Here is a 24039-nt window from a genome sequence, read left to right on the forward strand (position 1 = left end):
GCTGCTGCAATACATCCTCAAGCGCATCCTGGTGATGATCCCGACGCTGCTCGTCACCAGCGCGCTGATCTTCACCGTCATCAACCTGCCCGAAGGCGATTATTTCGAGACGCTCGCCGCCGAGATGCAGGCACAGGGTGAGAAGGCCGATCTCAGCCGCATCGAGTTCCTGAAGAAGGAGTACGGCTTCGACAAGCCGCCGGTCGAACGCTATTTCTGGTGGGTCACCGGCCTTCTCCAGGGCGATATGGGCTACTCCTTCGAGTATCAGCGCCCGGTCCGCGAGATCGTCGGCGACCGCCTGATGCTGACGATGGTGGTCTCCTTCGTCACCATCATCGTCACCTGGCTGATCGCCTTCCCAATCGGGATCTATTCGGCGACGCATCAATATAGCTGGGGTGACTACGGATTGACCTTCTTGGGGCTGATCGGTCTGGCGATCCCGCATTTCCTGCTGGCGCTGGTGTTCATGTACGCGGCGAATGTCTGGTTCGGGACCTCGATCGGCGGGCTCGTCGACCCGCAATATCTCAATCAGCCGATGAGCTGGGCCAAGCTTTGGTCGATCCTCGAACATCTCTGGATTCCGGTGATCATCATCGGGGCAGGCGGCACCGCCGGCATGATCCGCGCCGTCAGGGCAAACCTGCTCGACGAATTGCAGAAGCAGTATTTCGTCACCGCGCGCGCCAAGGGGTTGCCGCCGGGCAAGGCGCTACGCAAATACCCGCTGCGCATGTCGCTCAACTTCTTCGTCTCCGATATCGGCGACATCCTGCCCTCGATCGTCTCGGGCGCCGAGATCGTCGCGATCGTGCTCTCGCTCCAGACCACAGGACCGCTCCTGATCCGGGCCTTGCAGAGCCAGGACATGTATCTCGCCGGCTCCTTCCTGATGTTCCTGTCCTTCCTGACCGTGATCGGTGTGCTGATCTCCGACATCTCGCTCGCGATCCTCGATCCACGGATCCGGCTGCAAGGCACGGCGACCAAGTGAGCGCTCTTCCCGCAGACGGCGCGCCCCTGCCGCACACCGCCTCGACCGCCCCCTTCGAGCCCTACGCGGTCGAGAAGATGACGCCCGAGCAGGAGCGGGTCTATCTCGCTTCGCAATGGCAGTTGATGTGGTGGAAGTTTCGCAAGCACAAGCTCGCGGTGATCTCCGGCGTCGTCATTCTGACGATCTACACCATGGTCGCGATCTGCGAGTTCCTCGCGCCTTACGACTACACGACGCGCAACACCGACTTCATCCGCGCGCCGCGCCAGGAGGTGCACCTGTTCCATCAGGGCAGCCTCATCGGCCCGTTCGTCTACCCCTACACGCAGCGCCTCAACATGGAGAACCTGAAGCGCGAATATGATGTCGACACCACCCGCCCGCAGAGGCTGCGCTTCTTCTGCCGGGGTGACGCCTATGATTTCTGGGGAGTAATCCCGGGCAGCCTGCATCTGACCTGCCCTCCGGAAGGCGGCACGCTCTTCCTGCTCGGCTCGGACCGGCTCGGCCGCGATATGTTCTCGCGCATTCTCTATGGCGGGCGCATCTCGCTTTCGATCGGACTGCTCGGCGTCTTCGTCTCCTTCGTGCTCGGCGTCATCATCGGCGGCATCGCCGGCTATTACGGCGGCAAGGTCGATCTCATCGTCCAGCGCATCATCGAGATCGTGCAGTCGCTGCCGCATATCCCGCTCTGGCTGGCGCTGGCCTCGATCATGCCGCCTTCCTGGAGCCCGCTGCTGGTCTATTTCGGCATCACCGTCATCCTCGGCCTGATGGACTGGACGGGTCTGGCCCGCGCCGTGCGCTCAAAACTGCTTTCGCTGCGCGAGGAGGATTATGTCGTCGCGGCACAATTGATGGGCGCCAAGCCCGCCCGCATCATCGGCCTGCATCTCGTGCCCGGCTTCATGAGCCATCTCATCGCCTCGGCAACGATCACCATTCCCAGGACGATCCTGGGCGAGACGGCGCTGAGCTTCCTGGGTCTGGGCCTGCGCCCACCCATCACCAGCTGGGGCGTGATGCTGAACGAGGCGCAGAACATCAATGTGGTGGCGCTGTATCCCTGGTTGCTCTATCCGGTCGTCCCGGTGATCCTGATCATCCTGGCCTTCAACTTCCTCGGCGATGGCCTGCGCGACGCGGCCGATCCCTATCGCTGAGCGCAAGCCCGCAGAGCAGCACGCGGAGCACCACGCGGTGCGCATCGCCTTCCATACGCCGCTCAACGCCTTCGAGGACGGCCGCATCTCCGGCGACAGGCGCATGGCGCGGCAGATCGCAACCGCCCTGGAACGGCTCGGCCATGTCGTCGAGCCCGTGCGCGATGCGCGCTCCTACATGAAGACGTCGGATCCCGGCCTGCTGGAACGCCACCGCACCCAGGCGGTGGCGAAGATCGAAGCTCTTGCCGCCAGTTGGCGCGCGGGAGCAGCGCCTCCCGACCTCTGGTTCACCTATCACAGCTACTACAAGGCGCCTGATCTGCTCGGGCCCGCCATCTCCGAGCATCTCTCGATCCCCTATGTCGTCGCGGAAGCGAGCGGTTCGGAGCGCCGCGCCAAGGGGGAATGGGCGCAGCATGTCGCGCTGGCGCGCGCCAGCTTCGGGGCCGCCGATTTGCATCTCTGCTTCACAGAACGCGACCGGATGGGTGTCGAGTTCTGGTGCGGAGCGCGCACGCAGTTCCTCGCCTTCCCACCCTTCATCGCGCTCGATGCCGACGCGCCGCAGCCAAAGCCGCAACCCGGCCCGCCACGCCTCGTCACCGTCGCAATGATGCGCGCCGGCGTGAAACATGAGAGCTACCTCGCTTTGGCGCGCACATTGCTGCAGCTCGCCGACAAGCCCTGGACATTGACCGTGATCGGAGACGGGCCGTTGCGCAGCGAGGTCGAGCAGGCTTTCGCCGCTTTGCCGCCGGGCCGCGTCACCTGGCTGGGGGCGCTCGCCCATGACCAGGTCGCGGCTGAACTCGCAAGCCACGACATCTTCATCTGGCCCGGTCTCGGCGAGGCCTATGGGCTGGTCTATCTGGAGGCGCAAGCCGCCAGCCTCCCCGTCATCGCCTTCGCCAGTGGCGGCGTGCCCGACACCGTCAAGCCGGATGAAACCGCCTTCCTCGCACCAGAGAACGACGAAGCGGCACTCGCTCTGGCGCTGTCTCGGCTGCTCGCAGACCCGGCCCTGCGCGCCAGAATGAGCCGCGCCGCCGCAGCCTTCGTCAGGAGCGAGCGCACCTTGGAGACGGCCAGCGCCATCCTGGCACAAGGCTTTGCGCGCATCGCATCGGCTCGCCAAAGGGCGATGCCATGAGCGATACATCCCTGGACGAACTTCTCGCCGAGCTCGATTGCTGGAACGAGGCCGACAGGCCCATCCGACTCTGGCTGCGCGATGACGACGCTGTCGCCCCCTGCCCGGCGCTCGACCGTCTCGCCGGCTTGAGCGAGCGCTTCGCCTTGCCCGTGCTCCTGGCCGTCATCCCGCTTCTGGCCGAGCCGGCTCTGGCCGCGGCGCTGCGGGCGGCCCCCTCGCTCTTGCCTTGCCAACATGGCTGCAGGCACCAGAACCACGCCACCGCGGGTATGAAGAAATCCGAATTCGGCGCCGAACGCCCGCGCGCTGAGGCTGCGGCCGATATCGCGGCCGGACGGCAGCGGCTCGGTGATCTGCTCGGGGCCTCCGTGCTGCCCGTCTTCGTGCCGCCCTGGAACCGCATCGACCCCGCTCTGGCACGGGTTCTGCCGGAATTCGGCCTCACCGGCCTGTCCTGCTTTCGCGGCTTCGGGCTCGGCGGCGACGGCCCGGCTCTGGTCAACAGCGACATCGACGTGATGGACTGGCATGGCGGGCGGATCGGCCGCTCCTTGCAGGCCCTGGCCTTGGAGATCCGCGACCAGCTCGCGGCGCGGCGCCAGCAACTGGAGGGCACAGACACGCTCGGCCTGCTGCTGCACCACCGTGACCATGACGAGACCGCCTGGGCCGCCTTGCAAACCCTGCTTGCGACGCTCACGGCGCATCCCGTTATCGTGACCACCGATCCGGAGCGGTTGTTTTCGGACCGGAGTGCCGCATAAATGCGGCACTCCGGCTTGGGGCGTTCGTTGCCCTGAAGAGCGGACTTGGATCGAAGCGGACGCCACGCTATGATCCTATCTTGCATTCCCGGGTGCGTTCGTCCTCTCCACGGGGGTCGTCTGGCCTTTCTGCGGAGGACGACGCAGTCATGTCTTTCAACGTCGTCGACCTCCCCGGCGTCGAGCGCGCGCCGCGAGACCCCCATGCGCCGCGCGTCCTGATCTACAGCCACGACACCTTCGGCCTTGGCCATATCCGGCGCTGCCGGGCGATCGCCAATTCGCTCGTGGCCAACTATCCTCATATATCAGTGATCATCGTCTCCGGCTCGTCGGTGATCTCGAGCTTCCAGTTCGGTGACGGCGTCGACTATGTCCGCATCCCCGGCGTCGAGAAGCAGAGCGACGGCCGTTATGGGCCTCATCATCTCAATCTCGACCTCACCGACACGATCCGTCTGCGCACCGACATCATCAAACAGGTCGTGCTCTCCTTCGATCCCGACGTGGTCATCGTCGACAAGGAGCCGGTCGGCCTGCGCGGCGAATTGATCCCGGCGCTCGAAGTCCTGCGCCGGCGCGGCGCGCGCATCGTGCTCGGCCTGCGCGACGTGCTCGACGAGCCGACGAAGCTCTATGAGGAATGGCGCCATACCGGAGCGATCGAAGCGCTGGAACAGGTCTATGACGACATCTTCGTCTATGGGCTGGAGAGCATCTACCAGCCGCTTGCCGGCTTGCCGAACCAGCACCTCTTCGCCGACAAGATCCGCTATACCGGCTATCTCAAGCGCGCCGTGCCGAGCCCAATGCCACCCAACCGCTATCCGCGCATCACCAAGGGGCCATTCATCCTGGTGACGCCCGGCGGCGGCGGCGACGGGGCCGGCGTGATCGACTGGGTGATCTCCGCCTACGAGGCCGACCCGACTATCGCCTTGCCGGCGCTGATCGTGTTCGGTCCCTTCATGTCGCGCGAGCGCCGCAAGGAATTCGCCGAGCGCATCGCCCGTATTCCGAAGCTGGAAAGCCTCGGTTTCGAGCCGCGCCTCGAATTGCTGATGAACCGCGCCCACTGCGTCGTCGCGATGGGCGGTTACAACACCTTCTGCGAGATCCTCTCCTTCGACAAACCGGCGCTGATCGTGCCGCGCGTCAAGCCGCGGCTCGAACAGGCGATCCGCGCCGAGCGCGCCGACCATCTGAAGCTGATCGATGTCCTGCATGATCCGGCGCAGAACGGCGAGGGCGCGCGCGACCCGCTGGTGATGGCCGCCGCATTGCATGCCTTGCCCAAACGCGTGCCGCCCTCCCAGGCCTTCGTCCCGAGCCTGCTCGACGGCCTGCCGGCCGTCGCCCGCGCACTCGCCGACGATCTCTCGATGCCGGTCCGCGGCAGAATCCTGGCGCAAAACGCCGCTGTGGTGAGCTGACAGGCCCATCCCGCTTTGCGCAAGCGTGCAAAACCGATCAACTCCAAGCGCGCACCCGAGCCCGGCCCGATCGCAAAAGCAAGCTGAGAATGCTCGGGAGTGCCTGCCTGCCGGCAGCCATGGCTAGGAGCCGGCCCGTCCTGCAAAAACCGCCGTCACGACTCATCGCAAGTGCGTAGACAGGCCGGAGTAAACTTCTCAATATATCAGCCATCGGAGGAGGACGGCGCTTCGTGCGCGCGCTCCTAGAGCAGGATGCGAAAAAGTGGGAACCGGTTTTTCGCATTGGTCCTGCTCTAACTCTTTGGCGAGAGCCGGATGATTTCAGATGGGATCACTTCGTGAGCCCATCTGAAATCATCCGGCTCTAGGGAAGGATTTTGCGATGGCGCTGCACTTCAAGAATTTCGCCCTGCTCGAACCCGATCATGGCGAGCTGCGCCGAGGCTACGAACTCCTGGTCGATGGCGAGACGATCCGCGAACTCCAGGACAAGCCGATCAAGGCCGCGAATGCCGATGTGATCGATTGCGGCGGCCGCACGCTGATGCCGGGCCTGATTGACAGCCATGTCCATGTCTTCCTCTCCGAAGTCTATATCCGCGCCATGGAGAGCATGCCGCTGACGCTGATGACGGCGCGCGCCGTCCGCCTGATGAAGGGCATGATCGACCGCGGCTTCACCACCGTGCGCGACACCGGCGGCGCTGACTGGGGTATCAAGGAAGCGGTCGACAAGGGCGATGTCGCGGCTCCGCGCCTGTTCATCGCCGGTGCGGCAATCGGCCCGACCGGCGGCCATAGCGACCCGCGCCGGCGCACCGATTTCGGCGCGCGCTGCCATTGCTGCAACGCCATGGCCTACACCATGAACGTCTCCGACGGCGTCTCCTCGGTGAAGAAGTCGGTGCGCGAGCAGATGCGGCTCGGCGCCGACCACATCAAGATCATGATGTCGGGCGGCGTCGCCTCACCCTACGACCCGCTCGATTCCATGCAGTTCAGCGTCGATGAGGTGAAGACGGCGGTCGAGGAAGCCAAGGCCTTCGGCCGTTATGTCTGCGCCCATGCCTATACGCCCGAGGCAATCACGCGTGCAGCCCAATGCGGCGTCCGCGCCATCGAGCACGGCAATCTGATCGACGACGCCTCGGCCAAGCTGATGGCCGAGAATGGCATGTTCCTGACCGCGAACCTCGTCGCCTACTATGCGATGAAGGAACGCGCCGCCGAATTCGGCATGAACAGCGACATGCTCGCCAAGAACGATCTCGTCATCGATGGCGGCCTGCGCTCGCTCGAGATCTGCAAGCGCGCCGGCGTGCCTGTTGCCTATGGCAGCGACCTGCTCGGCCAGCTCCAGGTCGAGCAGTCCAGGGAATTCCTGCTGCGCAGCGAGGTGCTCTCCCCCATCGAGATCATTCGCTCGGCAACGACGATCGGCGCGCAGCTTTTGCGCATGGAGGGCAAGCTTGGCACGCTCCGTGCTGGAGCCTTCGCCGACATGATCCTTGTCGATGGCGACCCGCTGAAGAACCTCGGACTCTTCCAGGAACAGGGCAAGCACCTGGCGATGATCATGAAGGGCGGCGCGTTCCACAAGAACACGCTGCATTGAGGCTAGAGCGTTTTCGAGCGAAGTGGGTATCGGTTCGCGTGAAGAAAACGCGTCAGAACAAAGAGCCGGAGCGGTTTCCGATCCAATCGGATCGGAAACCGCTCCGGGAAGCGTGATGTCCGCTCGCAACGAATAGGGACAAACGATGCGACGGATAGAGAAAGACAATCTTGACTGTTTGTAAGTGGAACCGCAGCTTGCGGCCGGTTTGGATCGGGAGGCGGGATAAGGTGGTGGCAGGCCAGGCACGCGTGCAAGAGAGACAGCTTGCGGCAAGCTCCGCACAGCAAGCCCCCATAGCGGCTCGGCCTCGCCTCGGAGCGCCGGCTTGAGCGCCGCCGCCCGCCCGAGCCTCAGTCGTGTCGCGCTCAACGGAGCCGCCTGCCTCTCGCTCGGCTTCATCCTGCTGCCGCTGATCTTCGTCACCTGGCTCGCCTTCTTCCGGCAGGAGATCCCCTCCTTCCCGCCCGAGGGCTATTCGCTGAAATGGTTCTCCGCCGCGGCCACTAACAAGCCATTCATCGACGGCTTCATTCTCAGCCTCCAGGTCGGCGTGCTGGCGACATTGATCGGGCTGGCGCTGGGCGTGCCCGCAAGCCTGGCGCTGGTGCGCCACCACATCACGCTCGGCCCCGCCGTCAACACGCTCCTGCTGCTGCCGCTGGTGATGCCCGGCATCGTGCTCGGCACTGCGCTTTATGTCTTCCAGATCGAGACCGAGATCGCCACGGGCCTGCCGGTTCTGGGCTCGCTCGGCGGCCTGATCGCCGCGCATACGCTCGTGGTCATTCCCTGGGTCGTCCGGCTCGTCACGGCAAGCCTCGCCGGTTTCGACCGCACCATTGAGGAGGCCGCGCAGAATCTCGGCGCCGGCCCGCTCACCACCTTCTGGCGCGTCACCTTGCCGAGCATTCGACCCGGCATCGTCGCGGCCGGGCTGTTCGGCTTCGTCACCTCTTTCGGCAATCTTGAAATGAGCCTGTTTCTCGTTGGACCGGGGCGCACCACGCTGCCGATCGCGATCCTGCAATATTTGGAATGGAAGATCGATCCGACCGTGGCCGCGGCCTCGCTGATCCAGATCGTCCTGATCGCCGTGGCGATGGTCGTCACGGATCGTTACGTCAAGCTGAGCCGGGTGGTTTGAAACAATGGCGCGGCTTTCGATCGAGCATCTCCGCAAATCCTATGGCGACCTGACCGTCGTCGACGATGTCACCATCGACATCGCCGACGGCGAGTTCCTCGTCCTGCTCGGCCCCTCCGGCTGCGGCAAGACCACGACCTTGCGCATGGTCGCGGGCTTCGTGCCGCCGAGCTCCGGCAAGCTCAGCATCGGCGAGCGCGACGTCACGGCGCTGCCGCCCTGGAAGCGCAATTGCGGCCTGGTTTTCCAGAGCTACGCTCTCTTTCCCCATATGACGGTGGCGGAAAACGTCGCCTTCGGGCTGGAGATGCGCAAGGTCGCGCAGGCCGAGCGCGGCACGCGCGTCACCGAGGCGCTCCGGCTCGTCCAGCTCACCGGCTTCGATGGGCGCTATCCGCGCCAACTCTCAGGCGGCCAGCAGCAGCGCGTCGCCCTGGCGCGCGCACTCGCCATGGAGCCAGACGTGCTCCTGCTCGACGAACCGCTCTCCAATCTCGATGCCAAGCTCCGGCAGGAGGTCCGCGTCGAGATCCGCGACCTGCAGCGCAAGCTGGGCCTGACCACCATCATGGTCACGCATGACCAGGAAGAGGCGCTGACCATGGCCGACCGGCTGGTCGTCATGGAAAAGGGCCAGGTCCGCCAGATCGGCACCCAGCGCGAGCTCTATGAGAAGCCCGCCGATCGTTTCGTCGCAGGTTTCATCGGGCGCAGCGCCTTCCTCGACGGCGAGATCGCGGGCAATGGCCGCTTCCGCACCAAGGGCGGGCTCGACATCGCCTGCACAGCCGCGACCGGCATGGGATCCGCCACCCTCGCCTTGCGGCCCGAGCGGATCGCCGTCGGCGGCGAGGCGCAGGGTTGCCCCAATCATTACGAGGCCAGGGTCGAACACGCCTCCTATCTCGGCGCGCTGCTCGACATCCATGTCAGCCTGTCCGAGCATGACCGCATGCTGCTGCAGATCCCGAACCGGGCCGGCGTGGCCGAGCCGAAGCCGGGCGAGACCATCACGATCGGTTGGGCGCAGGACGCCGGGCTGGTCTATCCGCGCGAAGCCTGACCAAACAGGCGAAAACAGGGGACTTCAACCATGACCAAGATCGATAGGCGGACCGTTATCAAGGGCCTGGCCGGCGCCGCAGTGCTGGCCCCGGCCATGAGCCACCATGCCTTTGCGCAAGCCGGCGGCAAGGTCGTGATCGGCACCTGGGGCGGCGACTATGCCCGCCTCCTGACCAAGAACATCGACGAGCCGATCCTGAAGCCCAAGGGCATCGAGATCGTGCAGGACCAGGCGGGCGACGCCCCGCGCCGCGCCAAGATGACTGCTGAAAAGCGCCTGCCGCGCGGCACCGTCGACGTGCAGGGCCTCTCGGCCGCCAATATGTTCGAGATGAACGAGGCGGGCGTCCTGGAGCAGCTCGACTACTCGAAGATTCCCAACGCCAAGAACCTGCTGCCGACGATGAAATACCCCTATGGCATCGGGCACATCTATTCGGGCAACGTCGTCATCTACAATCCCAAGCTGATCACGCCGGCGCCGACCGGCTTCAAGGATTGGCTCGATCCGAAATGGGGCGACAAGATCGGCTTCATCGACATCCAGTACCAGTCGATCTTCATCGCGGCCTCGATGGCCGCGACCGGCGGCAAGGACATGAACGACCTCGACAAGGCCAAGGAGGTTCTCCTCGCCGTGAAGAAGGCGGGCGGGCGCGTCTACCCGACCAACGAGGCCTTCGCCGCCGCGATGAAGAACGAGGAGATCGGCATCAGCGCGATCTGGAAGGCGCGCGTCGTGCAGTGGCAGAACGCCGGCATCCCTTGCGAGGCGGTCTCGCCCGTCGAGGGCATCCCGGCCTATGTCTCGGGCTTCGTCATCGCCAAGAACGCGCCCAACAAGGACAACGCCTACGCCTATATGAACGCGATGCTGGAGAAGGCACCCCAGGAGGCCTTCGCCGTCGACATGGGCTATAACGGCACCGTCACCGGCCTCAATGTCGCGCCCGATCTGCAGAAGCGCATCGGCTTCACCCCCGAGGAAGAGAAGCGCCTCAAGGATCTCGACTACGCCTTCCTCGCCAAGAACGATTCCGCCATGAAGGAGTGGTGGGACAAGGTCTTCAAGGCGTGAGCACTGCTGCTCCAGAGGCTGTCGCTGGCGCCCGCACCGGCCTTGCCGGCGCGCTTGTCGTGCCGGCAACCATCTTCGTTGCGATCGGGCTCCTGGGCCCGATCGCGATCCTGTTCCGCTATTCGCTGAACCAGTTCATCCCCGGCCAGTTCATGGTCGATGGGCTGACGATCGAGAACTACATCAAGTTCTTCACCGACAGCTATTACCTCAACGTGCTGCTGCGCACGGTGCGCGTCGCGGTGATCTGCACGGTCGCCTGCCTGATCATGGGCTTCCCGCTGGCCTATGTGCTGGCGCGCATGGAAAGCCGCTTCAAGAACCTGCTGATCATGCTCGTCGTGCTGCCGCTCTTCGTCGGCAATGCAGTGCGCGCGGCGGGCTGGATGACCGCCTTCGGCAGCAAGGGCGCACTCAACGCCTCGCTGATGGGGCTGGGTCTGATCAACCATCCGCTCGAGATCATGTACACCGAAAACGCCGTGCTGATCGGCATCGTCGCGGTCAACCTGCCCTTCATGGTGCTGACGCTGCAGAGCGTGATCGAGGGCATTCCCCGCAACGTCGAGGAGGCCGCCTTCAGCCTTGGCGCCGGCCCCGCAGCAATGTTTCGCCGCGTGCTCTGGCCGCTCGCCCTGCCCGGCATCCTGGCCGGCACGATCCTGACCTTCATCCTGGCGATGAACGCCTATGCCACGCCGGTGCTGCTTGGCGGGCCGAAATTCCAGATGATGGGCCCGCTGGTCTATGGCCAGTTCGCACAGCAGAACAACTGGCCCTTCGGCGGCGCGATCTCCTTCATCCTGATGACCGCCACGATCGTGCTGACGGTCGCAGCCCATCTCATCGTGCAGCGGCGCTATCGCTAGAGCAGGATGCGAAAAAGTGGGAACCGGTTTTTCGCATCCTGCTCTAACTCATAGATCAGAGCCGGATTCAGATTCCGGCTCTGAGGCGGCTGGCCAAGTGGCCTGCCGCGCACTAGATCATGGGCCATGAACCTATCCGCCTCTCTCGTTCCCGTCGCGGTCGGCGCTGTTGCGATCGTCCTCTTGCTCGGCTTGGCCAACATGCTGCGCGGCGGCAGCCCCAGCACGTCGCAGAACCTGATGCGGCTCAGGGTGGTCCTGCAGTTCATCGCGATCCTCGTCATCCTCGGCATCATGTGGTGGCGCAGCGGCTGATACGGCCGTCGCGCCCGAAGCTATCCCCGCTTTGTTTGCCTTTCTCTAAGCGATTGATTTTGCAGAATTTCGTCTCGGCTGGCGCGGCTCCGACACGACCTTTGCCGCAATACTGCCATATTCCGGACACGAGTCTCTGCGCTTCACTAACGCCGTTCCGCCGACAACAAGAAAAGTCCCCCATGGTTCGCGTTGCATTGTTGGTCCTCGCCGGAATGATGGCAGCCGCCCCCGCTTGGGCGCAGTCTCAGCCTCTCCCGGCCGGTGTTTCCAGCTACGCTCCTGCGACCGAGACGCCCTCGCTCTCATGGGAAGCGCGCATCGGCGCCGCCGCCGCCAATCCGAGCGGGCGCGAAAGCGGCCTGCTCAACTTCAGCGGCGAGGTCGTCACGCCACGCGTCGCGACCTTGAACGACCGCTTCTCCGCAGCCTTCGTGCCGCGCTTCCATCTCGGTTCGAGCATCAATTTCAACGGCACGCGCTATGCCTATGCCGGCGCGACCTGGACCGTCGACCTGACCAAGGCGGTCTTCGTCGAGGCCAGCCTGGGCGCCGCCCTCAATGACGGCAAGACCGGCGTGGTCGTTCCCGAGAACCGCCTCAATGTCGGCTGCAACAGCGGTTCGCGCGAAGCCGCCGCGCTCGGCCTGCGGCTCAACGACCGCTGGAGCCTGGTCGCGACGCTGGAGCATTTCAGCACGGCCGGCTGCTCCGACCGCGACAAGCCGCGCGGCCCGGCCAATTTCGGCGCCAAGCTCGGCTACACCTTCTGAGAATGGCCAGAGCATTGCGCGAGAAACTGGGCACCGGTTTTTCGCTAGAGCAATGCTCTGAACTCTAGGAATCGATCGCGTTTTTTCCCATTCGGACGGTTCCGTCCGAATGCGACGTGATCTAGCGGCGCGATTGCCGCATGCAGGCCCTTTCGCTCGGTCAGCGTCGCGCTATAACGCGTCGATGGTCAAGCTCAACCGCATCTACACCCGCACCGGCGACGACGGCACAACGGGCCTCACCACCGGGCCGCGCCGGCCGAAATTCGACCTGCGGGTCGCCGCTTATGGCACGGTGGACGAGACCAATGCCTGCATCGGCATGGCCCGGCTGCACGCGGCAGCCGAGGACGCCGCTGTCGACGCCATGCTCGGCCGCATCAGCAACGACCTGTTCGACCTCGGAGCCGACCTCTCGACGCCCGACACCGGCACGAAACTCGCCTTCGAGCCGCTGCGCATCGCGCAGATCCAGGTCGACCGGGTCGAGGCCGAGATCGACCAGCTTAACGCCACTCTGGAGCCGCTGCGCTCCTTCGTTCTGCCTGGCGGCACACCAGCCGCCACTCATCTTCACCTCGCACGGACCGTGAGCCGCCGCGCCGAGCGATTGATGGTCGAACTCGCCCAGGGCGAGGCCGTGGCCGGACCCGCCCTGAAATACATCAACCGCCTCTCCGATTTCCTCTTCGTCGCCTCCCGCTTCCTCAATGCCAAGGCGCGGGGCGACGTACTCTGGGTGCCGGGCCAGAATCGCTAGAGCATTTTCGAGCGAAGTGGATACCGGTTCGCGTGAAGAAAATGCGATAAAACAAGGAGGTAGAGCATTTCCGCGATTCGGAGAAACGCGGAAATGCTCTAGAGGCACGATGCGAAAAAATCGAAGCCGGTTTTTCACAAGAATCCCGCAGCAACGAAACCCGCTGCGGCGCTTGATAGGACGCATCCATGTTCGTGCCGCTGCATGATGGCGTCCCGCTGCGCTTCATGCGCGCACCCTACGTTACCTATGGCCTGGTCATAACCTGCATAGGCCTCTTCCTGCTGATGTGGCTGCGCGGAAGCGAGCCCGCCCAGATCGCGGTCGCAGCCGGCTTCGGGCTGATCCCATCTGTGCTGTTCGGCACGGCGCAACTGCCCACTGATCTGCTGCAGGCGCCGGTCTGGCTGACCTTGTTCAGCAACATCCTGCTGCATGCCAGCTTCGCCCATCTCAGCGGCAATATGCTGTTCCTCTGGGTCTTCGGCGACAATGTCGAGGATGCGATGGGGCATCTGCGCTTCCTGCTGTTCTTCTTTATCTGCGGGCTCGCCGGCTCGCTGACACACGCCTTGATGAACCCCGCCTCGGACCAGCCATTGATCGGCGCATCCGGTGCGATCTCTGGCGTGATCGTCTCCTATCTGATGCTCTATCCGCGCGTCCGGATCTGGGGCCTGGCTTTCAACTGGATCCCGCTGCACATCACGGCGCTCTATGCGCTCAGTGGCTGGATCCTGTTTCAGATCGTCTCGGCGATTCTCGATCCGCAAGGCCATGTCGGCTGGTGGGCTCATCTCGGCGGGCTCGGCACTGGTGCGGCGCTGACGCCGATCTTCATCCATCGCGGCGTGGCGCTGTTCGGCCGCCCGGTACGCAAGTGAAGACGGCTCTCGCACGCCCCGCCTGCGGCGTTGACAAGCGCAAACGGGCGTCGTTACGGTCCCTCCGCATTCCAGCCGAGAGCCGCGATGCCGCCTTCCCGCCGATTGACGCGGCGCGGCCCCGCAACTGATCTCTCCCGAACGGTGATTTGACGATGAAGATCCTTGTGCCCGTGAAGCGGGTGGTTGACTACAACGTGAAGATCCGCGTGAAGGCGGACGGCTCGGGCGTCGAGCTTGCCAATGTGAAAATGTCGATGAATCCGTTCGACGAGATCGCGGTCGAAGAGGCGCTGCGGCTGCGCGAAGCCGGCAAGGCAACCGAGGTCGTCGTGGTCTCGATCGGTCCGGCGCAGGCCGCCGAGACGATCCGCACCGGGCTCGCCATGGGCGCCGATCGCGGCATCCTGGTCAAAGTCGACGGCGTGGTCGAGCCGCTGGCGGTGGCCAAGCTCCTGAAGAAACTGGTCGAGCAGGAGAGCCCGCAGCTCGTCATCCTCGGCAAGCAGGCGATCGACGACGATTGCAACCAGACCGGCCAGATGCTGGCGGCCCTGCTCGGTTGGCCGCAGGGGACCTTCGCCTCGAAGGTCGCGCTCGAGGCGGAGACGGTCGACGTCACCCGCGAGGTCGATGGCGGCCTGCAGACGGTTTCGCTCAAGCTGCCGGCGATCGTCACCACGGATCTGCGCCTTAACGAGCCGCGCTACGCCTCGCTGCCCAACATCATGAAGGCCAAGAAGAAGCCGCTCGACGAGACCTCGGCCGAGGCGCTGGGCGTCGATGTCGCCCCCCGTCTCAAGGTGCTGAACACGCGTGAACCGGCGGGCCGCTCGGCCGGCGTCAAGGTCGGCTCCGTCGCCGAACTGGTTTCCAAGCTCAAGAACGAAGCGGGAGTGCTGTGATGGCCACGCTGCTGATTGCAGAACACGACAACGCCACCATCAAGGACGCCACCGCCAAGGCGCTGACCGCCGCCAAGGCGCTGGGCGCTCCCGTCCATATCCTCGTCGCAGGTGAAGGCGCCAAGGGCGCGGCCGATGCGGCAGCCAAGCTCGACGGCGTCGAGAAGGTGCTCCTAGCCGATGCCGCGATCTACGGCCACGGCCTTGCCGAGCCGCTCGCCGCTCTCGTCGCCAAGCTCGCCGAGGGCTATGACGCCGTCGTCGCGCCCTCGACGACCGGTGGCAAGAACGTGCTGCCCCGCGTCGCCGCCTTGCTCGACGTGATGCAGATCTCGGATGTGATGAAGATCGTCTCGCCCGACACCTTCGAGCGCCCGGTCTATGCCGGCAACGCCATCCAGACGGTGCAGTCCTCCGAAGCCAAGAAGCTGATGACGATCCGCACCGCCTCCTTCCAGGCGGCTGGCGAAGGCGGCTCGGCCAGCGTCGAGACCATCTCCGCCGTGGGCGATCCCGGCGTTTCCAGCTTCAAGGGCGAGGAGGTCGCCAAATCCGATCGTCCCGAGCTCGCCTCGGCCAAGATCATCGTCTCGGGCGGGCGCGCGCTCGCCTCGGCGGAGAACTTCACCAAGGTGATCGAGCCCGTCGCCGACAGGCTGGGCGCGGCCATGGGCGCCTCGCGCGCCGCGGTCGATGCCGGCTACGCCCCCAATGACTGGCAGGTCGGCCAGACCGGCAAGGTCGTGGCGCCCGACCTCTATGTCGCGGTCGGCATTTCCGGTGCGATCCAGCATCTCGCCGGCATGAAGGACTCCAAGGTCATCGTCGCCATCAACAAGGACGAGGAAGCGCCGATCTTCCAGATCGCCGATTACGGCCTCGTTGGCGATCTCTTCACGATCATGCCCGAGCTTGAAGCCGAGCTTGCCAAGCTCGGCAAATAGCAGGCGCGGCAAATCGATTGATCAAGTAGATTGACAGGGAAGCCGGCGACCAGGCTGGCGCCGGCCAACACATGACAACCGGGCTGCCGTCAAGGCGGCCCGCACCGGCTTTCGAAGTGAAAGCGGTGCCACCAAAGATGGATCAGACCATGTCGGACAGGGCGATCAGGACGATCGGCATCATCGGCGCAGGCCAGATGGGGAACGGTATCGCCCATGTCGCGGCCGTGGCCGGGTTCGAGGTCCGGCTGCACGATCTCGCCGAGGACCGGATCAAGGCGGCGCTCGCCACCATCGACGGCAACATGGCGCGCCAGGTCGCCAAGGGTGCGATCGGTGACGAGATTCGCCGCGACGCCATGGCCAAGATCCTCGCCGCGCCGCAACTGTCGGGGCTTGGCGATTGCGACCTCATCATCGAGGCCGCGACCGAGAGCGAGGAAACCAAGCGCAAGATCTTCACCGCCGTCTGCCAGCATATCAAGCCGGAGACGATGCTGGCCTCCAACACCTCCTCGATCTCGATTACGCGACTGGCGGCGGCAACGGACCGGCCCGAGCGCTTCATCGGCATCCATTTCATGAATCCCGTGCCGCTGATGCAGCTCGTCGAGCTGATTCGCGGCATCGCCACCGACGACCAGACCTTCGAGCTCGCCAAGGAATTCGTCGGCAAGCTGCACAAGACCGTCTCGGTCTCAGAGGACTTCCCGGCCTTCATCGTCAACCGCATCCTGCTGCCGATGATCAACGAGGCCGTCTACACGCTCTATGAGGGTGTCGGCTCGGTCGAGGCGATCGACACTGCGATGAAGCTCGGCGCGAATCATCCGATGGGCCCGCTCCAGCTTGCCGACTTCATCGGCCTCGACACCTGCCTGTCGGTGATGCAGGTGCTGCATGACGGGCTCGCCGACTCGAAATACCGCCCCTGCCCGCTCCTGGTGAAATATGTCGAGGCCGGCTGGCTCGGCCGCAAGACCAAGCGCGGTTTCTACGATTATCGCGGCGAGAAGCCGGTTCCGACGCGCTGAGGATGCATTGGGCAGTCGGCAATAGGCAGTCGGCAATCGCGATGTAAGGCGCGCGCGGGGAGGCTTTCGCCTTTTCCGGGACGCGCCGCGCCGGCAACAATCGTCTCCGTTACGCGTCTTCGCCACTGCCGACTGCCTATTGCCGACTGCCTTAACGCCGCATCCTCTTCACATTCCTGTCGTCTCGCGCTTACATTGATCATGTGACGGGATTCGTCCCGTTCCGATTAGCGGAGGTGCGGCGGGTTTGACGGCGCATGTGATGCATCCGATGGCGTCGCCGGACGGTTGTCCGGCACTCGTGCTCAATGCCGATTTCCGGCCTCTGAGCTATTATCCCCTATCGCTGTGGAGCTGGCAGGACGCGATCAAGGCGGTCTTCATGGATCGCGTCAACATCGTCTCCGAATACGACACCGTGGTGCGCAGCCCGAGCTTCAACATGAAGCTACCCTCGGTCGTCTCGCTGAAGACCTATATCAAGCCGTCGCGGACGCCGGCCTTCACGCGCTTCAACGTATTCCTGCGCGACCGCTTCTCCTGCCAGTACTGCACCTCGCGCGAGGATCTGACCTTCGACCATGTCGTGCCGCGCTCCAGAGGCGGCCTCACCACCTGGGAGAACGTCGTTGCGGCCTGCTCGCCCTGCAATCTGCGCAAGGGTGACAAGATGCCGGCGGCGATCGAGATGTTCCCGACGCAGAAGCCCTACGCGCCGACGGTCAATGATTTGCACCGCAACGGCAAGCTCTTCCCGCCGAATTACCTGCATGAGAGCTGGCTGGATTATCTCTACTGGGATTCCGAGCTGGAGCCGTGAGCCGGCTTGACGGCTGGCCAGGCAACGTCTTGTATCCACGGCACAATCAGGCGCGCGGACGCCGCTGATCAAGCCGAGGATGACGATGACCAAGACTGTCCTGGACCACAAGACCGCTCTGGACCAGTGGCTCGATCAGCACCATGCGGAACTGACCGCGATCAGGCGCGATATCCATGCCCATCCGGAGCTTGGCCTGGAGGAGCATCGCACCGCCGCACTGGTCGCAGCCAAGCTGCGCGAATGGGGCGTGGAGGTCACCGAGGGTATCGGCGGCACCGGCGTCGTCGGCGTCATCCGGGGCCGCAGAGCCGGCCAGCGTGCCGTGGGCTTACGCGCCGACATGGACTGCCTCGCGCTGAACGAGGAGACCGGCCTCCCCTACGCTTCGCAATATCCTGGCAAGATGCATGCTTGCGGTCATGACGGCCACACCACGATGCTGTTGGGCGCCGCAGGCTATCTCGCCGCCCATCCCGATTTCGGCGGCACGCTGCACCTGATCTTCCAGCCGGCCGAGGAAGGCCGTGGCGGGGCGGTCGCAATGCTGAAGGACGGGCTGTTCGAGCGCTTTCCCTGCGACGCGATCTACGGCCTGCACAACACGCCGGGCATGCCCGTCGCGCATTTCGGCACCTGCAACGGCCCGATGCTGGCCGCAGCCGACAGCTGGGCCGTGACCTTCCGCGGCGTCGGCGGTCATGGCGGCTCTCAGCCGCATCTCTCCACCGACATCACCTATGCCCAGGCCCATTTCGTGCTCGGCCTGCAGGGCATCGTCGGCCGCAACGTCCCGCCGCTCGACACCGCCGTGATCAGCGTCGGCTATATCCATTCCGGCTCGACGGAAGCCTCCAATGTGGTTCCGTCGGAACTGAGGATCGGCGGCACGGCCCGCAGCTATTCGCCCGAGATCCGCGCTTTGATCGAACGCCGCATCGCCGAGCTCGCCGAGGCCACCGCCCAAGCCTGGGGCTGCACCGCCGAGGCGTCCTATCATCGCGGACCGCGCGCCCTGCTCAACCAGCCCGACCAGGTCGCGGTCGCGGTCGCGGCGGCGACCAGTTCGGTCGGAGCGGCCAATGTGAATGGTGCGATCAGGCCCGGCACCGGCGGCGAGGACTTCGCCGAGATGATGGAGGTCAAGCCCGGCGCCTTCATGCGGATCGGCAATGGCGTCGCGGCGGACGGCTCCTTCGCCGGATTGCATACGCCGCGCTATGATTTCAACGACGCCATCATCCCTGACGGCGTTCGCTACTGGGTGAATGTCGTCAGCGAAGAACTCGGCCAGGGCTGGCAGGCCGCAGCCGCCTGAGCGCCGTCCCAATTCAAGCCTAGTGCCACGGAGCGCCTCAGGCGCTCCGTGCCCGCGCCAGCCCAAACAAGGCTGCGACCAGCAGCACGAGCGAAGCAAGCGCGTTCCAGCCGGCGAGCGACAGGCCCAGGAAGCGCCAGGCGGCTTCCGTGCAGGAGACGACCTTCACCGTCTGCAGCTGCTTCATGAAATCCTGCACGCCGACAGCGGTCGGCGCAGCGCCGGCGCAATCGGTGGGACCGGCGAACCAGCCCCATTCGACGCCGGCATGGTGGAAACCGAGCCAGGTGCTCCACGCCATCAATCCAGCAAGCCCGAGCAGCACCAGCCATTGCAGCCGAAGCGAACGCGCCAGCACCAGCCCCGCGGTGGCGAGCCCGATCGCGGCGTAATGCGGCAGGCGCTGCTCGAGGCAGAGCTTGCAGGGCTGCAGGCCCAGGACCAGCTCGAAGAACCAGGCGCCCGCGATCAAAGCGAGGCAGCCGAGCCCGATCAGGAGAATCACGCGGGCCGGCGAGACCGAGCTATCGGCGCTGGGTCGGTCGAGGGTCGAACTTGTCATGGCAAGGCGCTCAGCAGGAGAGAAGCTGCCCCGAACCTGCAACCAGCTTGAGGCCGAAATAAAGCGCAATCAGCACTGCAGCCGCGACGACAGCGATCACTTTCAAGCGACGTTCGATGAAATGGCGGATCGTCTCGCCGAAACGGCGCAGCAGGAAGGCAAGCGCGAAGAAGCGCGCGCCGCGCGCCAGCACACAGGACAGGATGAAGAAGCCAAGGCCGATATGCACCGCTCCGGCCAGGATCGTCACCACCTTGATCGGCGGCAGATGCGCCAGCCCCGAGGTCGTCAGCAGGATCAGCGTGGTGTCGGGCCCGGCACAGGCGCGCAGCGCCTCGAATGCGCCGAGCTTGCCGTAGAAGGCGAGCACCGGCCGCGCCAGCGCTTCAAAGGCGTAATAGCCGAGCGCATAGCCCGCGATGCCACCGAGCACCGAGAAAACCGTCGCAATCAGGGCCAATCGATAGGCCCGGGTCGGCCGGGCCAGCGCCATCGGCACAAACAGCACATCGGCGGGGATCAGAAAGAACGAACTCTCGACGAAGGCGACCACGGCGAGCCAGAGCTCGGCGCGCGGCCGGGCGGCGAGGGACATGGTCCATTCATAGAGGCGCTTGATCATGGCGGGTTTAGTAGAGCATCGGCCCGAAAAGTGGAATGCGGTTTTCCGAGGAAGCGGATGCAACATCAAAGAGCTACAGCATCGGACCGAATACGATGTTCGGTCCGATGCTGTAGTGGTGGCGCTGTTCACTCGTCCATGCGTTTGCGCAGGGTCATATGCAATTTCGCGCGACGCAGCAGACGCATTGACCGCGCGCGTTCGATCGCTATAGTCCCGCCCGCCTGCAAGGGCCCCTGTGGCGGAATTGGTAGACGCGCTCGACTCAAAATCGAGTTCCGCAAGGAGTGCTGGTTCGATTCCGGCCAGGGGCACCACAGCTTTTCCTGCCATTTTCATGCCTCCCAACATATTGAAGGGCATGGAGATTTGAGCGGTCGATAGACGCTTTCACGCACATGGGTCAGTCGCCTAGCGCCCGAAGCGTGATCTTCGTGCGGCTTGACCGCTGGCGTATGGGCACGTGGGCGATGTTGAGCACCTCGGCAGGGGCATCAGCGAACGGCGCATCCATTACCGAATGACATGGCCGAAAAACTGACCATCTTCGACCCCGCAGAGGGGCTTGCTTCCGATGAAGCCATTGCGGCCTTCATGGCGGAAGCGTTCGCGTCGGAAGATACCGGATACATGGCGCACGCCCTCGGCATGGTTGCGCGAGCCAGAGGTAAGGCGCAGATCGCGAAAGATGCGGGCGTTTCGCCCGACCAACTCTATCGTTCGTTCAGCGAGAACGGCCGACCCTGAAAACACCATCGCGATGTTGAAGGCGCTCAACATTTTGAGTTGACGGCGAAAGCGCAACCTCATCAACCTACGCTTGCATAGATTGGTAGGAGCGATCGATTACCACCGAATTCAATGCAAAAATCATTGAGGCGCTTTCCAGACGGGTCGCGCACCGCTTTCCATGCCCTGACTGTAGCAAACTGACGGCCGTGCCGAATGCCGAGCCGTCAAAAGTAAAAAATATTGGTGAGGCCGCTCCCATTTACGGCTCGCAATGAACGAGGAAGCCCTTAAGACCGCCGCCCAATAAGACCGCCCCCCAATTCGATCGTTATTCTGCAGAGCAATAACTCAACGAAAAGCGATACAATGACAGATATAGAGAAAGCGTTACCTGGCTACACCACTTTAGATGCATCCACGTTAAAAGATTTACTTGGCGCAGAGGATTTATCACCGGAGCAGTGGCAGACTGAATTTTATTCTTCGAGAGATCGCTTGATTGAGTTTCTAAAGGCACGCGATCCATTCGTAGTGCTGGCTCGTACAGCAGCACGTTTTCTTACGGAGCAGGGCCCTCCCAGCGAAATGGCGCACCGCCTTGAGCAGCCTGAAGTAGAAATAACTCAAGCGCTAATCCTGATGTATGGCGGCCCTATTCGCCGCGTCCCCTCATCGCCATCAAATTTACTGCGTTATTGGCCTCTAGTGGGTCGGCATATTCATTCATTCGTGCGAATGCAAAAATCGAATTCGACCTCGTCTGATATAGAACAAATGGTAGCAAGCAGAGCGCGAATTCAAACACTATATTATAGAAATCTATTTTCGCGCGAAGATTGCATTTTGCATTTGTCCAAAATATTGCGAATTATTGATAAGCGATCTATTAAAGACCTGGGATATCGCCTGTCCGATTTATTTACAGCGATGATCAGGATGTCAGACATCGTTGCGGAGCAGTTCCATATTTTTTGTAGGTATATCAGAAAACTATTATCCACAAGTTCTATGGAAGAATTGCAAGAAGCGATTACCTTCTTCTGCTCGGCATACCCAACAGCCAGTATGGCTTGGAGAGACAGAAACAGCCGGTTCACTGACATTGAAAGTCTCCGCAACGCAGCCTTTCAAATGTCTGAGCTTGCCTATCCTTGGGTTTTCACGGTGAAGAAAGAGGACGTTGATTCAGGATTTTCAAGAGAAATTTCTGAGGCTTTGTACAAAATGTCACTCAGCCGGGGAGATCTCTCCAACTCAAACCCACAGCATATATATTTGGACAACCCTATATGGAGGCAACCGTATATAAGACTAGAAAACGGAGACATATTTAACGCATCTCCTCAGCTTATTTTTTCTTTTCCGTTCTTAATCGCCGAAAAAGCGATGAAGGGACACGAAATTCTTGAAGGTGCGTACGAGAAGGCTAGGGCGGATTACCTTGAGGCGGCGATTGCTGGTATTGTGCGGAAGGCGATGCCAAACGCCACAGTCTACGAAAGTGTCACATGGACAGATCCTGAAACCGGTCAAAATTGGGAGAATGATGTAGTAGCCCTACTTGGAAATTTTGTATTTGTCTTCGAAGCAAAATCCGGCCGTATAAACGATGCCGCACGCCGAGGCGGGATGTTGAGCCTTAATAAGAACTTTAAGGAACTCTTTATTGAACCTGGCTTACAGGCTTGGAGACTTCAAAATTATCTGGACACGTACAAAGAAACTGCAAAATTTTTTATGCAAAAAACAGGTGAAGAGATACATTTTTACCTCGATAGGCCTAAGGTCGTATTTCGATTTAGTATTTGCTTCGAACATTTTATCGCACTTACTAGCGCAAATTATTACCTAAAAGAACTTGGATTAATAACGAAAGAAACGGCGTGGGCTCCAGTCATTTCGTTAGGCGAACTTGAAATGATTGCCAAACACCTGGATACAGAAGTATCATTTCAGCATTATTTGACGCGCAGATCAACAATAGAAGAAATGTTAGATTTTGACGGAGATGAGCAAGACTTGCTGTCCGTCTATCTAACGAATGGAATGTGGTTCGACAATTCCATCTTCGATGGCGCTAAAGTCATATTTCACGACGCGGATAGCCCAGTCCGCCAATCCAAAATTGCACGCAAGAACAGAAGCGATTTTGAGATTCTTGGTGTTTCACTATCACCACTTTGGGTAAGCATCGCTAGAGAGCTGTATGCCAATATTAGTCAGCGGCATCGGTTCGATATGATAAACGTTATCCTCAATCAACTTCCGCCTGCGCTCGCGGATTTTGAGCGTCGCATACGCCGATTTAGGCGCGGAGAGCCTCTTAAGGGCCAGGATGTTTTAATAACAAAATTTCCTGTCGGGAATCGTATTTTTGTCTTGGCATGCCATTTGGCAAAGACACCGCCGGATCCCAAGGAGTGGCAGGACACAGGTAGAAGTATTATGGGAATGTTTGCGCAAGAACATGGTGCTGTCGAGTGTGCTTTTTTTCGTTTCGAGAGGAAGACGAAGCAACACACGCACGATGCAGTTAGTTTCTATCGGTACGGGTTTGCTTCGAAGCCGGATACTCCGGCCGACAAACTATCTTGATCACATGAGCGATTTAATACCTCACGAGAACGGCTTTCCAGCCAGTCGTACTCGTCTAGTTTCTCGCGCACATCACGGAGCACACCGGACATCGCTGGTCGCTCCCAGAAATTCGACGCATCCACGACGGAATATCCCTGATCCCGCGATTCCAGCAGCGCTGTCTCGCCGTCGATGGCGATGCGGATGTCTTCCATCTGTAGCAATGGCCGCGCCTGTTCGGAGAGTTGTCGCCCGAGCCGTTAACCTGATTCATGTCGACGTTGAACCCGCGCATCATGACGGACGTCTTGCCCGAACGGTGCTCGATATCGCGCAGCCTGTCGTTGTCGGGCAGGCCGCAATAGAGCGTGTGCGCTACGGCCTCCGTCCAGATGCGCGCCGTCTTGCGGTGAGGACGGCTTGGGCCGCGCCAACGATGTGTCCTTTAAAACCTGCGCCCAATCGGCTAATTCATCGAAAAGCCGGTTCGCTTC

23 protein-coding genes and 1 tRNA gene are annotated in these 24039 nt (G+C 62.4%); 22 read left to right on the top strand and 2 right to left on the bottom strand.

The features are described 5' to 3' along the window. The first annotated feature begins 1 nt into the window (after position 1). From BMZ97_RS16465 to BMZ97_RS16555, 19 genes are all read left to right on the top strand, one after another. Positions 2–1000 (top strand): ABC transporter permease, encoded by a 999-nt coding sequence (locus tag BMZ97_RS16465; RefSeq protein WP_069693309.1) that lies wholly within the window; start codon positions 2–4, stop codon positions 998–1000. Further along, the gene (locus BMZ97_RS16470) at positions 997–2169 is read left to right on the top strand and encodes an ABC transporter permease (RefSeq protein WP_175525596.1); all 1173 of its coding nucleotides are present in this window, start codon (positions 997–999) and stop codon (positions 2167–2169) included. The genes BMZ97_RS16465 and BMZ97_RS16470 overlap by 4 nt, the downstream gene beginning before the upstream one ends. 37 nt (positions 2170–2206) lie before the next feature. Further along, entirely contained in the window at positions 2207–3322 is a 1116-nt protein-coding gene (locus BMZ97_RS16475) for a glycosyltransferase family 4 protein (RefSeq protein ID WP_175525597.1), read from the top strand. Next, positions 3319–4089, top strand: a complete 771-nt coding sequence (locus BMZ97_RS16480; RefSeq protein WP_092171710.1) for a polysaccharide deacetylase family protein — start codon at positions 3319–3321, stop codon at positions 4087–4089. Before BMZ97_RS16475 ends, BMZ97_RS16480 begins: the two co-directional genes overlap by 4 nt. Positions 4090–4238: 149 nt before the next feature. Then, positions 4239–5522 (top strand): glycosyltransferase family protein, encoded by a 1284-nt coding sequence (locus BMZ97_RS16485; protein ID WP_092171712.1) that lies wholly within the window; start codon positions 4239–4241, stop codon positions 5520–5522. A gap of 385 nt (positions 5523–5907) precedes the next feature. Further along, complete coding sequence (locus BMZ97_RS16490) at positions 5908–7140, top strand: metal-dependent hydrolase family protein (RefSeq protein ID WP_092171715.1); 1233 nt, start codon at positions 5908–5910, stop codon at positions 7138–7140. 328 nt (positions 7141–7468) lie between these two features. After that, on the top strand, positions 7469–8287 hold the full coding sequence (locus BMZ97_RS16495; RefSeq protein WP_092171718.1) for an ABC transporter permease: 819 nt from the start codon (positions 7469–7471) through the stop codon (positions 8285–8287). Between the two features lie 4 nt (positions 8288–8291). Further along, complete coding sequence (locus BMZ97_RS16500; RefSeq protein ID WP_092171720.1) at positions 8292–9350, top strand: ABC transporter ATP-binding protein; 1059 nt, start codon at positions 8292–8294, stop codon at positions 9348–9350. A gap of 30 nt (positions 9351–9380) precedes the next feature. Further along, on the top strand, positions 9381–10430 hold the full coding sequence (locus tag BMZ97_RS16505) for an ABC transporter substrate-binding protein (protein ID WP_092171723.1): 1050 nt from the start codon (positions 9381–9383) through the stop codon (positions 10428–10430). Next, a complete protein-coding gene (locus tag BMZ97_RS16510; protein ID WP_092171725.1) occupies positions 10427–11299 on the top strand; it encodes an ABC transporter permease in 873 nt (290 codons plus the stop codon). The genes BMZ97_RS16505 and BMZ97_RS16510 overlap by 4 nt, the downstream gene beginning before the upstream one ends. 126 nt (positions 11300–11425) lie before the next feature. Next, positions 11426–11614, top strand: a complete 189-nt coding sequence (locus BMZ97_RS16515) for a twin transmembrane helix small protein (RefSeq protein ID WP_069688739.1) — start codon at positions 11426–11428, stop codon at positions 11612–11614. Positions 11615–11796: 182 nt separating this feature from the next. After that, positions 11797–12387, top strand: coding sequence for an acyloxyacyl hydrolase (locus tag BMZ97_RS16520; RefSeq protein ID WP_092171728.1), 591 nt, complete (start codon positions 11797–11799; stop codon positions 12385–12387). Positions 12388–12571: 184 nt separating this feature from the next. Next, a complete protein-coding gene (locus BMZ97_RS16525) occupies positions 12572–13147 on the top strand; it encodes a cob(I)yrinic acid a,c-diamide adenosyltransferase (RefSeq protein ID WP_092171731.1) in 576 nt (191 codons plus the stop codon). A gap of 188 nt (positions 13148–13335) precedes the next feature. After that, positions 13336–14031, top strand: a complete 696-nt coding sequence (locus BMZ97_RS16530; protein ID WP_092171734.1) for a rhomboid family intramembrane serine protease — start codon at positions 13336–13338, stop codon at positions 14029–14031. Positions 14032–14186: 155 nt separating this feature from the next. After that, a complete protein-coding gene (locus tag BMZ97_RS16535) occupies positions 14187–14936 on the top strand; it encodes an electron transfer flavoprotein subunit beta/FixA family protein (RefSeq protein ID WP_092172448.1) in 750 nt (249 codons plus the stop codon). Then, positions 14936–15880 carry an electron transfer flavoprotein subunit alpha/FixB family protein gene (locus BMZ97_RS16540; protein WP_092171736.1) on the top strand — a complete coding sequence of 315 codons (945 nt, stop codon included), beginning with the start codon at positions 14936–14938 and terminating at the stop codon, positions 15878–15880. The genes BMZ97_RS16535 and BMZ97_RS16540 overlap by 1 nt, the downstream gene beginning before the upstream one ends. A 149-nt stretch (positions 15881–16029) precedes the next feature. Further along, a complete protein-coding gene (locus tag BMZ97_RS16545) occupies positions 16030–16914 on the top strand; it encodes a 3-hydroxybutyryl-CoA dehydrogenase (protein ID WP_092172451.1) in 885 nt (294 codons plus the stop codon). A 262-nt stretch (positions 16915–17176) separates the two neighbouring features. Next, positions 17177–17734: an HNH endonuclease gene (locus tag BMZ97_RS16550; protein ID WP_069693314.1), complete on the top strand. Its 558-nt coding sequence runs from the start codon at positions 17177–17179 to the stop codon at positions 17732–17734. 85 nt (positions 17735–17819) lie between these two features. Further along, positions 17820–19052: an amidohydrolase gene (locus BMZ97_RS16555; protein WP_092172454.1), complete on the top strand. Its 1233-nt coding sequence runs from the start codon at positions 17820–17822 to the stop codon at positions 19050–19052. A 37-nt stretch (positions 19053–19089) separates the two neighbouring features. Here BMZ97_RS16555 and BMZ97_RS16560 read toward each other — a convergent pair whose 3' ends face one another. Both BMZ97_RS16560 and BMZ97_RS16565 read right to left on the bottom strand, forming a co-directional pair. Further along, a complete protein-coding gene (locus tag BMZ97_RS16560; RefSeq protein WP_092171739.1) occupies positions 19090–19614 on the bottom strand; it encodes a disulfide bond formation protein B in 525 nt (174 codons plus the stop codon). A 10-nt stretch (positions 19615–19624) separates the two neighbouring features. Beyond that, positions 19625–20236 (bottom strand): YqaA family protein, encoded by a 612-nt coding sequence (locus BMZ97_RS16565; RefSeq protein WP_092171742.1) that lies wholly within the window; start codon positions 20234–20236, stop codon positions 19625–19627. Positions 20237–20468: 232 nt separating this feature from the next. On the opposite strand from BMZ97_RS16565, the gene BMZ97_RS16570 reads away from it, so the two are divergent. The 3 genes from BMZ97_RS16570 (at position 20469) to BMZ97_RS30765 (ending at position 23563) form a co-directional block, all read left to right on the top strand. Continuing rightward, positions 20469–20553: transfer RNA gene (locus tag BMZ97_RS16570), tRNA-Leu, on the top strand. Between the two features lie 208 nt (positions 20554–20761). Further along, on the top strand, positions 20762–20983 hold the full coding sequence (locus BMZ97_RS16575; RefSeq protein WP_092171744.1) for an addiction module antidote protein: 222 nt from the start codon (positions 20762–20764) through the stop codon (positions 20981–20983). Between the two features lie 351 nt (positions 20984–21334). Continuing rightward, entirely contained in the window at positions 21335–23563 is a 2229-nt protein-coding gene (locus tag BMZ97_RS30765; RefSeq protein WP_139221239.1) for a hypothetical protein, read from the top strand. Positions 23564–24039: the final 476 nt, after the last annotated feature.

This window comes from Allobosea sp. OK403, assembly GCF_900113835.1.
Classification (GTDB): domain Bacteria; phylum Pseudomonadota; class Alphaproteobacteria; order Rhizobiales; family Beijerinckiaceae; genus Allobosea.